The following is a 13,382-nucleotide window of genomic DNA, read 5'->3' as shown; positions in this document are numbered from 1 at the left end:
ATTATGTGGGAGTGTGCAGGCGAGCCGCCTGTAGCTCCCAGTAACCCGTCTGCGACCCTCATTGTGTCACTGTCCGCCCTGTCTCTGTATCCTGCAGAGTATTCGCCGAAGCAGTACCGGTCAGCCGGGCCAGAGAAAGATGCATCCCTGAAGCCGGAGCACGGGGGAGGTTACGCGAACGCTATAAAGTCAGGGCTTCCAGCCGGCCGCCGTATGCGACAAGGGGAGGGCAGGTGAGCATCGGTAATACAGTATTATCTGTAATAACTCAAAATTCCCGTAAGTTTTTCCGTTTGTCTTCATGAGGTATCATCAGATGGTATCTGTAAGTAGCTGAAATTAGCTGTTCCTGTATCGGCCCATCCTTCGGGGAAGACTAACCAGGATAATTCCTAATGTCCGGTTGTTGCCGGATTATGGCATCTGCCTGCAGGAAAAAATCATATTTTCTGCCAGAATTATTATCAATGGTAGCGAATATGAATAATTGGCTTACTATAAAATTCCGTTGTTCATTTTGTTCATAAGGAGACGACATCAATGAAATCAATGCATATTATTACAGGTCTGGCAGTGGCGTTATCTGTGACAGCTTGTGCTGACAGGACGGATTTACCAGCACCTGTGCCGGTTATCAGTGCCACCAGTAACCAGCCAGTGATCTCTGGTGCGGTGTATGTGCGTCAACGTATTGCGTTACCGCCCGGAGCAGTCCTGACCGTCACCCTGTCTGATGCTTCCGGAGGAACCGGGCCTACAAAAGTGATCGCACAGAAAGTGACACGGCTTTCCGGCCAGCAGGCGCCTTTCAATTACCGTCTGCCGTTTAACGCCTCTGATGTCAGCTCTCAAGGACAGGTATTGCTGAGTGCCGCTATTACTCTGAACGGTCGGGTAATTTTCGCTGCACAATCCCTGAAACCAGTCACTTCACCAACCACACAGCGTCAGGATTTAACGCTGGAGGCTCTGCCTGAAGTTGCGGTACCCGTTTCTGTCGCGCCTTCTGTCACACCCTAGTCGCTGAACCGTGGGTCGGGGCTACAAATGCCCTGACCAACGGTATTTATCTAAATTAATGGTCTGCTGTTGCGTAAATTCAATATTCTCAGCTTCCAGCGCTTGCTGCTGACGCCTGAAATCCTCTCCCTGTAAGGATATCCTGCCTTCCCGGTTGACCACTCTATGCCAGGGCAGTGATGAGCCTTCCGGTAATTTTTTGAGCACACCACCGACCTGCCTTGCTGCCCGGGGGCTTCCAGCCAGACGTGCAATCTCGCCATAGGTCGTCACCCGGCCATAAGGAATGGCAGCAATGATAAGCCATACTCTCTCACGAAATGATAGTTCTTCAGACATGGTCGTTTCCGGATATTCAACAGGGAGAGTTATCATAACGGGAGTGTTCAATAAAACAACGGTCAGGTGCTACGGACTTGCAATTGAGATTGGCATCCCTGATAATGCCCCCGCTTTGAGAGATCAGAGCTCATCAATGGGGACCCTGTTGGTTCTCCCGCAATGCTAATCTGTGAACCCGGTCAGATCCGGAAGGAAGCAGCCGTAACAGATGACGCATGTGCCGGGATGTCGCTGGCAGGGGCCCCACCCAATATTTTCTCTGTAGCCTCCCCTATAAAAAATCCCAAACCTGACACAGAATGACTGTACAGTTTAATGAATTATTCATTGTACATTCGTGGATCCGGCAGAACAGCAATACTCTTCGCTATGAAAACCCCAACGAACATCACCAGACACAAAGTATTCGGAATAGCGGGTCAATTGTCCGGAGGTTTTCCGGCTATCATTGGCCCGCGTAATAAGTAAACGAGTATTCAACAGTATCGTGCCAGGGGAACCGGAACGTTAAGAGAGATTATGATTATTTATTCTGATTAAACTCTAAGACGTTAACGGACATATTTCCAGACGGTGGCAGGCACTTTATCGTACAATTTGTTCATAGTTAGTTCAGCAAGGCGATGGTCGGCGGCCGAATAAAACACCACCAGATCTTCATCAGAGAGTTCATATTTGTTTTTTTCGATGACGCGCTCAAGAGTATCGATCGATCGGCAGCGCCTCAGACGCATCAGATAATCTGTCTTGGTTAATGGGGTTTGACTCATGATAAAACGACTCCTGGTTAATGTGTGAGACTTTGTCCGCTTTCCTGACAGAGGCTCGCTTCAAAAAATAATCTAAATAATTTGTTTGACGAGGCTTTCCAGTAATTTAAATCCTGTTCATTTACCGTGTAGCCACTGAATAATGTAAATGTATCGTCAAGATATTTGTCTACCTGTGAAATCAGTAATTCATCTTCACTATGTTTTAATTTATAAATAATACTGACGGCTGCAATATGCTCAATTAAATCGTGCAACTGTAGGTTTTCTATCGATGTCGGATCATTGATCCAGCACAACTCCTGGAGATTAAGGGTAGCCAGACTTTCATCAAATAAATTTTCACACAAAAATTTAAGCTGTGCTACATCATATCTTTTAGGTGAGTATTCATCCATCGTTTCCACCCCTTATCTGACTCTGCCTGGAGCCATTCCGCGTAAAGAAGACTCGTCGTGATTCATTCTGTTCAGAGATAATAAAGAGAGAACAGTCACCGGGATATTCCTGCGACTAAATCCTGTGCAATATCACCAGGGTTTTCATCTGCTGAGCCAGCCTGACAATATTAGTTTACTTTGCCGAGGTTTGTCTTATTTTACCTGAGTGTTCAGGATTGTTATTTATTTTGATGAAAATTACGGCACAGCTCGCAGGGAATTCAGCAGAAGCATACTTAAAGGATTAACGGTCTGCTTTTAGTATGAACCAGATTTGAACATATCAGCAAACTAACATCTATAGATTGAATCTATCAATAAAGACTTTTCTTAAAATAGTGGTTCATACGAAACCGCGTAACAGGGCTTTCATTCGATATTCTCAGGGGAAGCCCGCAGACCGGAAGATGTCATAACACCGGCTTATATTCTGCAGCGAACCGGCAGGATTAGCAATCCTTTCAAAGAGGATTGTTGAATGATGTTTAGAAACATTTTATCTCTTTATTTTAGCCTCTTTTTTTTATAAAGTGTAATGTTATAACGTTTTTAACTTTCGGTGTCTTATGTATAGCAGTCCGCTCCTTCTTTCAGTGTTCAGCCGTCTTATTGTGGCAGGGCTGGTTATCCTGTTTCTTGTGGCTGGCGTCAGTTGGGGAGTGTCAGGATGATCCGCTTTTCAGAGTGCCGTGCAGGCTATGCTAAGCAGGCGGTAACCCCTGCCGTCAACGGCGAAATTTCAGCGGGAACGCTGACTGCCCTGGTCGGTGTGAATGGTTGTGGAAAATCGACTCTCCTGAAAACGGTGGCGGGGTTGTTGCCCGTGGTGAGCGGCCATTGCGACGTATCATTACCGCGTAATAAAATAGGCTGGCTACCGCAACGCAGTGAGCTGGAACGTCAGTTCCCGTTAACGGTATATGAACTGGTGGCGATGGGATGCTGGCCCCGGACCGGCTGGTTTCGCAGTATCAACCGTGAGCTGAAACAAGAGATCCATCAGGCGCTTGAGGCCACCGGCATGGCAGCATTTGCGGAGGCCAGGCCTGCGATGTTATCCGGCGGGCAGTTGCAGCGTGTACTTTTCTCCCGCTTGTTATTACAACAGAGTGATTTATGGTTGCTGGATGAGCCCTTTAGCGGCGTCGATCAGCAAACTATCGCATCATTAATGACATTAATTCATCAGCAGCAGAAAACCGGGAAAACGATCGTCGTCGTACTTCATGATCAGCGGCTGGTTATGCAAAATTTTCGCCATGTCTTATCACTGGAAGGTGAGCATGCGCAGTGGTACCACACGACCGAAACGCAGGAAAAGGCATTAAACCTATGTTGTTAGTTCAGCCATTTATAGAATTTGCCTTTATGCGTAAGGCATTAGTTGCCTGTGTCGCAATTGCTATCAGCGCAACCCCTCTTGGTGTATTTCTTTCATTACGCCGTATGAGTCTGGTGGGGGATGCACTTTCCCATGCCGTATTGCCGGGGGCTGCTATGGGCTATCTGCTTTCCGGATTATCACTGGTCGCGATGGGGATAGGCGGCTTAATTGCCGGTTTATCCGTGGCATTGCTTTCCGGGGTTGTCAGTCGTTTCACTCCGCTGAAAGAAGATGCCAGTTTTTCAGGATTCTATCTGGGTGCACTTGCACTCGGAGTCACTCTTATTTCCTTACGCCGATCCGGGGTCGATCTGCTGAATGTATTATTTGGGTCGTTGCTTGCGGTGAATAGCCAGGCGTTAATTATGGTGGCCTCAATTTCCGCGGTGAGTCTGGTGGTACTGGCGTTTATTTACCGGCCTTTGGTGATTGATGCATTTGATCCTCATTTTTTACAGATGCAGGGGCGCTGGCATGCACCCATCGTCCACGGGATTTTCCTGATTCTGGTCGTACTGAACCTGGTGGCCGGTTTTCAGATCCTGGGGACATTAATGTCCGTGGGATTGATGATGTTACCTGCGGCCAGTGCCAGGTTCTGGAGCCGCAGGCTCGAAAAAATATTACTGGTGGCCATTGTGCTGGCTATTTTCTCCGCCTGGTGCGGACTTTCGGCCTCATGGTATTGGTCGTTACCGGCAGGCCCTGCGGTTATTCTGTGCGCCACTCTTCTGTTTTTTATCTCCGTGTGCGCCGGTCCTTGTGGCGGAATTTTCCGTTCTTCTGCCAGCTGATTTTAAAAGGTTATATTGATGAAAAAATATCTGACGGCCATCGTACTCAGCGGAGCGCTGTTCGCACCTGTCGTGATGGCGAAAACCCTGCATGTGGTTGCCAGTTTTACTATCCCCGGTGATATGGCCAGACAAATCGGCGGTCAATATGTGGATGTGAAAAGCCTGGTCGGACCGGATGGTGACCCGCATACGTTTGAACCGGCACCACGTGATAGTGTGGCTCTGGCACAGGCTGATGTGGTTATCATTAACGGTTTGGGTCTGGAAGGCTGGATGGAAAGGCTTATACAGGCCTCCGGATATCAGGGGAAGGTAGTGGTGGCCTCAGCCGGTGTCACGCCACTGACCATGACCAGTAACGGAGACAAAATTACCGACCCGCATGCCTGGAATAGTCTGGCGAACGGCGTCATTTATGCGCGGAATATCAGTGAAAGTCTGCAGAAAGCGGATCCCGAAGATGCGGCGGCTATCCGTAAGCAGGGGGAGGCGTATATTCAGCAACTGGAGAGTCTGGATAAACAGACTCTGGCTGCGTTTGCGAAAATACCGGTCAGTAAACGTCAGGTACTGACCAGTCACGATGCGTTTGGTTATTTCGGCCATGAGTACGGTGTGAAATTTATGTCACCGATTGGTTTGAATACCGATGAAGAGGCCAGCGCGTCCACAGTGGCGGGATTAATTAATCAGCTGAAAGCGAATCATATCCATCGTTATTTTATAGAGAATCAGACCGATCCACGTCTGGTCCGGCAAATTGCTACTGCAGCTGACGCTGCGCCGGGAGGGGAGTTATACCCGGAAGCGTTGTCGACAGCGAACGGGCCGGCAGCTACCTATCAGCAGGCATTTGAGCATAATGTCAAAGAATTACTGAAGAGTATGCAATAACCTCTCCGGACGGATAATCCCTGATGGAAAGCAGAAAAAACGGCCCGGAATGGCCGTTTTTTTGCTATTCACGGATGACAGCGTTTGCCGCGGAATGCCTGACCGGGGCGTTAGCGTTTTTTCCTGCCTCCCTGTACGGCTTTGAAACGCGGATTACTTTTACAAATGACATAGACTCGCCCGTGCCTGCGTACCAGCTTACAGTCGGGATGCCTTTTCTTTGCTGACTTCAGGGAACTGAGTACCTGCATGATTTATTCCTCCGCCTGGCTGACAGGCAAATGTTTATAACGCTGAGCAAATCGCGCTGCACGGCTGTCTTTGGCGACTGTTTTCTGCTTGCCGGTATAGAAGCTGTGTGATTTTGATGAAACATCCAGTCTCACATAAGGAAGCGTCTCTCCCTGGTATTCGAGTGTACGCTCAGTCCTGATGGTTGAGCCTGTCCTGAAGTACTCGTCAGACGTCGTATCATGGAACAGTACAGGGCGATAGTAAGGATGGATATCAGGCTTCATAACATCTCCTCTTAATTGTTATGTTATAACATAACTTAATTATGGCATTAACGGGGTTATCAGGCAAGCCTGTTGCAGAGAGCAGAGAGCAGAGAGCAGAGAGCAGAGAGCAGAGAGCAGAGAGCAGAGAGCAGAGAGCAGGCAGACTCCGCCCGGCAGCGACCGGTGAAAAACGTCGTGTTGACGACTTATGCCTCGGAAGGCAGGCGAAAAAAAAGAGGCTGCCAGGCAGCCTCTTCAGTCATACGGAGCAGCTCAGGGTTATTTATCCTGCTCTGATATCTCTGTATGAGTTGTACTATTATCTTTACCAAATCTGCGACGTACCACCACAAAGAACACCGGTACGAGGAAGATGGCCAGACAGGTTGCTGTGACCATACCGCCGATAACGCCGGTACCTACCGCATTCTGAGACCCGGAACCCGCACCGGTACTGATTGCCAGTGGCAAGACACCCAGAATAAAGGCCAGCGAGGTCATCAGAATCGGACGCAGACGCATGCGAACGGCTTCCAGCGTCGCTTCCATCAGACCTTTGCCTTCTTTATCCATCAGGTCTTTCGCAAACTCGACAATCAGGATGGCGTTTTTCGCCGACAGGCCGATAGTGGTCAGTAAGCCCACCACAAAGTATACGTCATTGCTAAGCCCTCTCAGGGTGGTGAGTAGCAGAGCACCGACAATACCCAGTGGCACAACCAGCATAACGGCAAATGGTATAGACCAGCTTTCATACAGTGCGGCCAGGCACAGGAACACCACAATCAGCGAGATGGCATACAGTGCAGGAGCCTGGTTACCGGACATCTGCTCCTGATAGGACATGCCGGTCCACTGATAGCCAATACCGGCCGGCAGTTTAGACGCCAGTTGTTCCATCAGAGCCATAGCTTCACCGGAGCTTTTACCGGCAGCCGGCTGGCCCAGAATTTCCATAGACGGCAGACCATTGTAACGTTCCAGACGCGGTGAACCGTATTGCCATTTTGCTGTAGTGAAGGCAGAGAACGGTACCATCTGACCATTACTGTTGCGCACATACCATTTATTGATATCCGAAGGCAGCATACGGGCATCGGCTTCACCCATAACGTACACTTTCTTCACACGTCCCCGGTCAATAAAGTCATTGACGTAGGAACCACCCCAGGCGGCACCCAGTGTTGTGTTGATATCAGAGATGGAAACACCGAGAGCTGTCGCTTTTTCCTGGTCGATAATCAACCGGTACTGTGGTGTATCTTCCAGGCCGTTAGGACGGACACCGGTAAGAACATCAGGATGTTGCGCAGCCATGCCCAGAAGCTGGTTCCTGGCTTCCGTCAGTTTCTCGTGTCCCAGGTTCGCCTGGTCAATCAGTTCAAAGTCAAACCCTGTTGCATTACCTAATTCGATAATTGCCGGCAGGTTGAATGGAATGACGAAGGCATCTTTAATCTGGCTCAGTGCAGCCATAGCACGTCCTGCAATCGCAGGAACCTTGTTCGCACTGCCGGTACGTTCATCCCAGGGTTTCAGACTGACGAAGGCAATCCCGGTGTTCTGACCGCGTCCGGAGAAACCGAAACCATTCACGGTAAAGACCGAACTCACATTGTCCTTCTCTTTGGTCAGGAAGTAATTCGTCACCTGATCCAGGACTTTCTGTGTACGCTGTTGCGTTGCACCGGCCGGTAATTGCGCCTGTGCTAATAACAGCCCCTGGTCTTCATCCGGCAGGAACGAGGTCGGCAGTCGGGCAAACAGGAAGACCATCGCCACGACAATCGCCAGGTAGATCACAAGATAGCGACCGGTACGACGGATGATATGGCTGACACAAGTCACATAGTGATTGGTGCTTTTTTCGAAGATACGGTTAAACCAGCCAAAGAACCCTTTGGTTTTGCCGTGATCTCCGGGCTTCAGAGGCTTCAGAATGGTCGAACACAATGCCGGTGTCAGGATTAATGCCACCAGAACGGAAAGCACCATTGCAGAAACGATAGTGACGGAGAACTGACGGTAAATGACCCCGGTAGAACCGCCGAAGAAGGCCATAGGGACGAAAACAGCAGACAGAACCAGAGCGATACCTACCAACGCTCCCTGGATCTGTCCCATCGACCGCTTGGTTGCTTCTTTCGGAGACAGGTTTTCTTCCGCCATCACACGTTCAACGTTTTCCACCACCACGATGGCATCATCAACCAGCAACCCGATGGCGAGTATCAGGCCGAACATCGTGAGCGTGTTTATCGAATAGCCCAGCGCATTGATAATGGCAAAGGTACCCAGCAAGACAATCGGTACCGCAATCGTCGGTATCAGTGTCGCGCGCAGGCTCTGCATAAACAGATACATTACCAGGAACACCAGTACGATGGCTTCAAACAGCGTTTTTACCACTTCGAAAATAGAAATTTTAACGAATGGCGTGGTGTCATACGGGTAAACAACTTTCAGTCCGTGCGGGAAAAACGGCTGGAGCTTAGCCAGTTCTGCTTTCACTGCCGCAGCGGTATCCAGTGCGTTGGCACCGGTTGCCAGCTTAATCCCCAGACCTGCCGCCGGTTTTCCGTTAAAGCGAGCGATAACATCATAGTTTTCGCCGCCCAGCGCGACTTTAGCGACATCGCCCAGAGTCACTTTGGAACCGTCGGTGTTAACTTTCAGCAGGATCTTACGGAACTCATCAACCGAGGTCAGACGAGTCTGAGCAATGATAGAGGCATTCAGCTCCTGGCCTTTAACCTGTGGGCTACCGCCCAGTTGTCCGGCAGCAATCTGATTATTTTGCGCTTTAATCGCAGTAATCACATCGACCGGTGTCAGGCCATAGTTATCCAGTTTTGCCGGGTCCATCCAGATACGCATTGCATACTGTGCACCAAACAACTGGGTATCACCGACACCCGGTGTACGGCTGATGGGGTCTTTAATGTTAGAGGCGACATAGTCGGCAATATCATTCTGGTCCATGCTGCCGTCATCGCTGACGAAGCCTGCAACCATCAGGAAACTGCTGGAGGATTTTTCGACGCTGATCCCTTGCTGCTGGACTTCCTGGGGCAGAAGCGGTGTTGCAAGCTGCAACTTGTTCTGCACCTGAACCTGCGCGATATCGGGATCAGTCCCGGCGGCAAAGGTCAGCGTAAGCTGCAATGTCCCGCTGGAATCACTGCTGGATGACATATACAGCAATCCGTCAATCCCGTTCATATTTTGTTCTATGACCTGGGTAACGGAGTCCTGAAGAGTTTTTGCATCTGCGCCCGGGTAGTTTGCCTGGATCTGTACTGCCGGTGGAGCAACGTCAGGATATTGCTCGATCGGGAGTTTCAGAATCGACAACGCGCCCGCCAGCATGACAATGATGGCGAGTACCCATGCAAAAATCGGGCGTTCGATAAAGAACTTAGCCATGGATCACTGGCTCCTGTTAAAACGATAATTTTGCGGACGGTTATTGCGCATTGCTGCTGCCGGAGTCCGGAGTCACTTCTTCCGGCGTCACGCTGGCACCCGGTTGGGCACGCTGCAGACCGACAGTAATCACGCGATCACCGGATTTCAGTCCGCTTGTGACCAGCCATTGATTGCCGATAGCCTGAGAAGCATCTACCTGGCGTAACTCAACTTTATTATCGCTGCCGACCACCATGGCTGTCGCCTGACCTGCCGGCGTGCGGGTAATAGCCTGCTGAGGCACCAGCAGTGCATCCGGGTTCGTCCCTTCATCCAGTTTTGCACGAACAAACATGCCCGGTAACAGGGTATGGTCCGGGTTAGGGATAATGGCACGCAGGGTAATAGAGCCGGTAGTCTGGTCAACAGAGACGTCTGAAAACTCCAGTGTCCCGGTCTGGTTGAACGGTTGCCCGTTATCCATAATCAGCGTGACTTTGGCTTTGCCCTGAGTCTGTTTTAACTGACCGGAAGCCAGCTCTGAACGTAAACGCAGGAACTGATCGCTCGACTGAGTAACATCCACATACATCGGGTCCAGTTGCTGAACCGTTGCCAGGGCTGTCGTCTGAGCATTCTGGACCAGCGCACCTTCGGTGACCGCTGATTTTCCAATCCGGCCGGAAATCGGGGAAATGACTTTAGTATACGCAAGATTGATCCGCGCAGTTTCGACATTGGCTTTTGCTGACTGAACGGCGGCATTGTTCTGCGCGGCAGTCGCAACAGCAGTATCATATTCCTGTTCGCTGATATAACGGGTGCCGAGCAGGGGTTTGTAACGACGAACCGTTAAATCGGCAATACGCGCATTTGCCTGGGCTTTGGCTAAATCAGCTAATGCACTGTCGTAAGCAGCCTGATAGGTGGCCGGGTCAATCTGATATAAAGACTGACCGGCCCGGACATCACTCCCTTCTGTGAAATTACGTTTCAGGATGATACCGGAGACCTGAGGACGAACTTCAGCCACCCGATATGCCGAGGTACGACCGGGAAGCTCAGTCGTCATTTCCAGGGGCACTGCCTTTAATGTGACTACGCCGACTTCGGGAGGCTGCTGCTGGCCCGATTGCTGCGTTTTGTTGTTATCACATCCGGTGAGTGCGACGCTCCCGGAAAACATCAGGATGGCCGCCAGAGGTGACAATCCTCTGTTTTTTTTCATAAATAAACCTCTAATATCCGGAATTTATCTGGCCAATGTTCCTAAAAAAGGGACATTGGCTGTGCAATTACACAAGCCATGATATGATACATATATACATGAATGTATGTAAATCCTTATGTCGCCTGAATAACGGCGTATGCCCCGAGATCTGATTAAGAACCATTGATATGGCACGAAAAACCAAACAGCAGGCCCTTGAAACCCGTCAACAGATACTTGATGCCGCGATCCACTGCTTTTCTACCCGGGGAGTTTCTTCAACCTCGTTGTCAGATATTGCTATCCGGGCGGGTGTGACACGAGGTGCTATTTATTGGCACTTTAAAAATAAAATAGACATTCTTAATGAAATCTGGCTGCAGAGTGATGAGTGTCTGGATAAACTCGAACTGGAATATCAGAACAAATATCCGGATGACCCCATGGCACAAATCCGTGCCTTACTTATTACATTACTGCAGTCGACAGTGAGAGACAGCTCCCGCAGAGCATTAATGGAAATTATATTCCATAAATGTGAGTTTGTCGGAGAAATGGAAACATTCCAAAAAATCCAGCAGGATATGTTATTGGAATGTTACCCAAAAATCGAAAACACATTAAAAAAATGTATTGCTGCGGGTCAGCTCCCCGAAAAACTTAATACCCGACAGGCCGCAATTATGATGCGCAGTTATATCAGTGGCCTGATGGAGAACTGGTTATTTACACCCGCCGGTTTCGATTTAGAAAATGATGCTGAGCCACTGGTTGATGCTTTTATGGATATGTTGCGCTTTAGTCCGGTGTTGCTGAAATAACACTGTCTGAACAAGACAATGATTAGTCAGCAGCAGAAAGAGGCTGTTCATTGTTCAGTTTGGCAATATAGTCCTTTCTGACAATTTCCAGTGCCTCCAGTACCACCCGGGGTGAAAGCTGGTTTTGCTCTAAAAGCATAATTAAATCAACAGCGAGTTTAACCTCTGCAGGTGCAGTATCCAGCGACATAACGTTACCCTGTTCTGTCAAAAAGTGATTTACCTGTATGTGCGGTCAGCGGTGCGCTGACCGTGTCAATCCAGTGATAACATTGTCTGCAGTTCACCGGCAAGAAAAAACGGGTATTTCTGAGAAGGGCCGGGATCCTCCGTGGTAAACGTACTGACTTATATTAACAAACCTGCTTAATTGCGCAGCGTTGTTTGCCAGTGGCTTTCCTTCAGCGCCAGACGACAGCGTGCCAGACGCTGTTCAAGGATTCGGATTTTTTCACCAATCTCCTGCTGTTGCTGTAACGTCACGGCCGTGGTTAATTGTTGTTCGTGTTGCAACAGCATCTCATTTAATCGGGCTTCATAACCCAGTTGTTGCTGATAAAGGTGTTGCCAGTGGCTTGCTGTATCCGCAGGTACCGTGCGGCGTCTGACAGGCGTGGACAACTCCCGTTGCAGCGCCTGACATTGTGCTGTCATTTGTTCTGTCAGCCAGAGAAATGCCGGAGACGAAGCCGATTCAAACTGATGCAGTTTTTCCAGCGATTGCTCTGTTTGTTGCAGATAGCTGGTCAGTGTCGGGCCGGAGACCGGGAAAAGTGTGTTATCAAACCGTTTCTCCCGGCAGGCAGGGTCACCCGCCTGCGCAATTTTCTGCTTTAATTGTGCAATTAACATTGCAAACTGGCGGATAATTTTATCTCTGTTCATTGAAAAGCCTGTGTTGAACTTACGGTTGCTTACCGAAACGCGGTGACCCGTCCGGAACAGCCCTGAATGGCCGCCACGTCCCGTCAGCAATGCGCTCCCGCAGGGGAGATTTATTGTTATTCTGTTCATGTCAGCCCCTGACAGGCAGAATAAAAAAGCAGAAGTCAGGGGTCTAAGGTTGCAATTATTTTGTAGTTTGCTTAGATTTGACGGTTTTCCTACGCAGTTCCTGTCTGTTTTCCTGTCGGCTGTCACCCTCTGCAGAGGTTCCTGGCCGGCAGCGGGCTGCGTGTTTCTAAGAATTTACCAGGCATACCATTATGAGCGTAACTGAGCAACAGCTTGAATCCATTAAGAATAGCATCAAAAGTGTTCCCGATTATCCGAAACCAGGGATCCTTTTCCGTGATGTTACCGGACTGCTGGAAGATGCAAAAGCATATTCAGCGACCATTGAAATACTGGTCGAACGTTATCGTAATAAGGGCATTACTAAGGTTGTCGGGACTGAAGCCCGTGGATTTTTGTTCGGGGCGCCAGTAGCATTAGGTCTGGGCGTTGGATTTGTACCGGTTCGTAAGCCCGGTAAATTACCTCGTGAAACCTACAGCGAAGCCTTCAGTCTGGAATACGGTACCGATGTACTGGAAATGCACACCGATGCAGTGCAGCCAGGCGATGTAGTGCTGGTGGTTGATGATCTGCTGGCGACCGGCGGTACCATCGAAGCGACAGTGAAGCTTATTCGTCGTGCCGGTGCAGAAGTGCATGATGCCGCGTTTGTGATCAATTTATTCGACCTTGAAGGCGAAGCCCGTCTGAAGGCTCTGGGACTGGAATGTTTCAGCGTCGTTAACTTCCCGGGCCACTAAAGGCTTCTCCCGCTTCCGCCTGCCTTTACCCTGTCTGAA

At 49.6% G+C, this 13,382-nt stretch carries 15 protein-coding genes and 1 other RNA gene; 7 read left to right on the top strand and 9 right to left on the bottom strand.

The window, feature by feature from the left end:
• The first annotated feature begins 540 nt into the window (after positions 1 to 540).
• On the top strand, positions 541 to 1,020 hold the full coding sequence (locus GTPT_RS14370; protein ID WP_025902461.1) for a YbaY family lipoprotein: 480 nt from the start codon (positions 541 to 543) through the stop codon (positions 1,018 to 1,020).
• Positions 1,021 to 1,041: 21 nt separating this feature from the next.
• Here the strand turns inward: GTPT_RS14370 and GTPT_RS14365 are convergent, their stop codons facing one another.
• Positions 1,042 to 1,359 (bottom strand): MGMT family protein, encoded by a 318-nt coding sequence (locus GTPT_RS14365; protein ID WP_025902460.1) that lies wholly within the window; start codon positions 1,357 to 1,359, stop codon positions 1,042 to 1,044.
• A gap of 146 nt (positions 1,360 to 1,505) precedes the next feature.
• On the opposite strand from GTPT_RS14365, the gene ffs reads away from it, so the two are divergent.
• Positions 1,506 to 1,602: signal recognition particle sRNA small type (gene ffs, locus GTPT_RS17170), an RNA gene on the top strand.
• A gap of 311 nt (positions 1,603 to 1,913) precedes the next feature.
• Here the strand turns inward: ffs and GTPT_RS14360 are convergent.
• A complete protein-coding gene (locus GTPT_RS14360) occupies positions 1,914 to 2,132 on the bottom strand; it encodes an HHA domain-containing protein (protein ID WP_025902459.1) in 219 nt (72 codons plus the stop codon).
• A gap of 17 nt (positions 2,133 to 2,149) precedes the next feature.
• The gene (gene tomB, locus GTPT_RS14355) at positions 2,150 to 2,530 is read right to left on the bottom strand and encodes an Hha toxicity modulator TomB (protein WP_029990846.1); all 381 of its coding nucleotides are present in this window, start codon (positions 2,528 to 2,530) and stop codon (positions 2,150 to 2,152) included.
• A 709-nt stretch (positions 2,531 to 3,239) separates the two neighbouring features.
• On the opposite strand from tomB, the gene GTPT_RS14350 reads away from it, so the two are divergent.
• The 3 genes from GTPT_RS14350 to GTPT_RS14340 are packed head-to-tail and all read left to right on the top strand — an operon-like array spanning position 3,240 to position 5,647.
• Entirely contained in the window at positions 3,240 to 3,914 is a 675-nt protein-coding gene (locus tag GTPT_RS14350) for a metal ABC transporter ATP-binding protein (protein WP_029990844.1), read from the top strand.
• Positions 3,905 to 4,750: a metal ABC transporter permease gene (locus tag GTPT_RS14345; protein ID WP_025902456.1), complete on the top strand. Its 846-nt coding sequence runs from the start codon at positions 3,905 to 3,907 to the stop codon at positions 4,748 to 4,750. Before GTPT_RS14350 ends, GTPT_RS14345 begins: the two co-directional genes overlap by 10 nt.
• 18 nt (positions 4,751 to 4,768) lie before the next feature.
• Entirely contained in the window at positions 4,769 to 5,647 is an 879-nt protein-coding gene (locus tag GTPT_RS14340) for a metal ABC transporter solute-binding protein, Zn/Mn family (RefSeq protein ID WP_029990842.1), read from the top strand.
• 110 nt (positions 5,648 to 5,757) lie between these two features.
• On the opposite strand, the gene ykgO is transcribed toward GTPT_RS14340, so the two are convergent.
• The 4 genes from ykgO to GTPT_RS14320 all read right to left on the bottom strand — a co-directional run bounded on the left by ykgO (position 5,758) and on the right by GTPT_RS14320 (position 10,783).
• Positions 5,758 to 5,898 carry a type B 50S ribosomal protein L36 gene (ykgO, locus tag GTPT_RS17165; RefSeq protein WP_071780135.1) on the bottom strand — a complete coding sequence of 47 codons (141 nt, stop codon included), beginning with the start codon at positions 5,896 to 5,898 and terminating at the stop codon, positions 5,758 to 5,760.
• 3 nt (positions 5,899 to 5,901) lie between these two features.
• Entirely contained in the window at positions 5,902 to 6,165 is a 264-nt protein-coding gene (locus tag GTPT_RS14330; RefSeq protein WP_025902453.1) for a type B 50S ribosomal protein L31, read from the bottom strand.
• A gap of 261 nt (positions 6,166 to 6,426) precedes the next feature.
• Positions 6,427 to 9,573: an efflux RND transporter permease subunit gene (locus tag GTPT_RS14325; protein ID WP_025902219.1), complete on the bottom strand. Its 3,147-nt coding sequence runs from the start codon at positions 9,571 to 9,573 to the stop codon at positions 6,427 to 6,429.
• 40 nt (positions 9,574 to 9,613) lie between these two features.
• A complete protein-coding gene (locus GTPT_RS14320) occupies positions 9,614 to 10,783 on the bottom strand; it encodes an efflux RND transporter periplasmic adaptor subunit (RefSeq protein WP_029990839.1) in 1,170 nt (389 codons plus the stop codon).
• A 170-nt stretch (positions 10,784 to 10,953) separates the two neighbouring features.
• On the opposite strand from GTPT_RS14320, the gene acrR reads away from it, so the two are divergent.
• Positions 10,954 to 11,586 (top strand): multidrug efflux transporter transcriptional repressor AcrR, encoded by a 633-nt coding sequence (acrR, locus tag GTPT_RS14315; RefSeq protein WP_029990838.1) that lies wholly within the window; start codon positions 10,954 to 10,956, stop codon positions 11,584 to 11,586.
• 22 nt (positions 11,587 to 11,608) lie between these two features.
• Here the strand turns inward: acrR and rsmS are convergent, their stop codons facing one another.
• A complete protein-coding gene (rsmS, locus tag GTPT_RS17160) occupies positions 11,609 to 11,776 on the bottom strand; it encodes a pleiotropic regulatory protein RsmS (protein WP_071780134.1) in 168 nt (55 codons plus the stop codon).
• A gap of 176 nt (positions 11,777 to 11,952) precedes the next feature.
• Entirely contained in the window at positions 11,953 to 12,471 is a 519-nt protein-coding gene (priC, locus tag GTPT_RS16775) for a primosomal replication protein PriC (RefSeq protein ID WP_025902217.1), read from the bottom strand.
• 320 nt (positions 12,472 to 12,791) lie between these two features.
• Here priC and apt point away from each other — a divergent pair, with 320 nt between their 5' ends.
• Positions 12,792 to 13,343 (top strand): adenine phosphoribosyltransferase, encoded by a 552-nt coding sequence (gene apt / locus GTPT_RS14305; protein WP_025902216.1) that lies wholly within the window; start codon positions 12,792 to 12,794, stop codon positions 13,341 to 13,343.
• Positions 13,344 to 13,382: the final 39 nt, after the last annotated feature.

The organism is Tatumella ptyseos ATCC 33301 (assembly GCF_000735525.1).
Taxonomy (GTDB): domain Bacteria; phylum Pseudomonadota; class Gammaproteobacteria; order Enterobacterales; family Enterobacteriaceae; genus Tatumella; species Tatumella ptyseos.
This window is presented reverse-complemented; position numbering and strand designations above follow the sequence as displayed.

Excerpts from the sequence above, each read along its gene's own strand:
- ykgO (WP_071780135.1), bottom strand. The coding sequence starts at position 5,898 with ATGCAGGTACTCAGTTCCCTGAAGTCAGCAAAGAAAAGGCATCCCGAC.
- priC (WP_025902217.1), bottom strand. The coding sequence starts at position 12,471 with ATGAACAGAGATAAAATTATCCGCCAGTTTGCAATGTTAATTGCACAA.
- tomB (WP_029990846.1), bottom strand. The coding sequence starts at position 2,530 with ATGGATGAATACTCACCTAAAAGATATGATGTAGCACAGCTTAAATTT.
- GTPT_RS14330 (WP_025902453.1), bottom strand. The coding sequence starts at position 6,165 with ATGAAGCCTGATATCCATCCTTACTATCGCCCTGTACTGTTCCATGAT.
- acrR (WP_029990838.1), top strand. The coding sequence starts at position 10,954 with ATGGCACGAAAAACCAAACAGCAGGCCCTTGAAACCCGTCAACAGATA.
- rsmS (WP_071780134.1), bottom strand. The coding sequence starts at position 11,776 with ATGTCGCTGGATACTGCACCTGCAGAGGTTAAACTCGCTGTTGATTTA.
- apt (WP_025902216.1), top strand. The coding sequence starts at position 12,792 with ATGAGCGTAACTGAGCAACAGCTTGAATCCATTAAGAATAGCATCAAA.
- GTPT_RS14345 (WP_025902456.1), top strand. The coding sequence starts at position 3,905 with ATGTTGTTAGTTCAGCCATTTATAGAATTTGCCTTTATGCGTAAGGCA.
- GTPT_RS14340 (WP_029990842.1), top strand. The coding sequence starts at position 4,769 with ATGAAAAAATATCTGACGGCCATCGTACTCAGCGGAGCGCTGTTCGCA.
- GTPT_RS14320 (WP_029990839.1), bottom strand. The coding sequence starts at position 10,783 with ATGAAAAAAAACAGAGGATTGTCACCTCTGGCGGCCATCCTGATGTTT.
- GTPT_RS14365 (WP_025902460.1), bottom strand. The coding sequence starts at position 1,359 with ATGTCTGAAGAACTATCATTTCGTGAGAGAGTATGGCTTATCATTGCT.
- GTPT_RS14360 (WP_025902459.1), bottom strand. The coding sequence starts at position 2,132 with ATGAGTCAAACCCCATTAACCAAGACAGATTATCTGATGCGTCTGAGG.
- GTPT_RS14325 (WP_025902219.1), bottom strand. The coding sequence starts at position 9,573 with ATGGCTAAGTTCTTTATCGAACGCCCGATTTTTGCATGGGTACTCGCC.
- GTPT_RS14370 (WP_025902461.1), top strand. The coding sequence starts at position 541 with ATGAAATCAATGCATATTATTACAGGTCTGGCAGTGGCGTTATCTGTG.
- GTPT_RS14350 (WP_029990844.1), top strand. The coding sequence starts at position 3,240 with ATGATCCGCTTTTCAGAGTGCCGTGCAGGCTATGCTAAGCAGGCGGTA.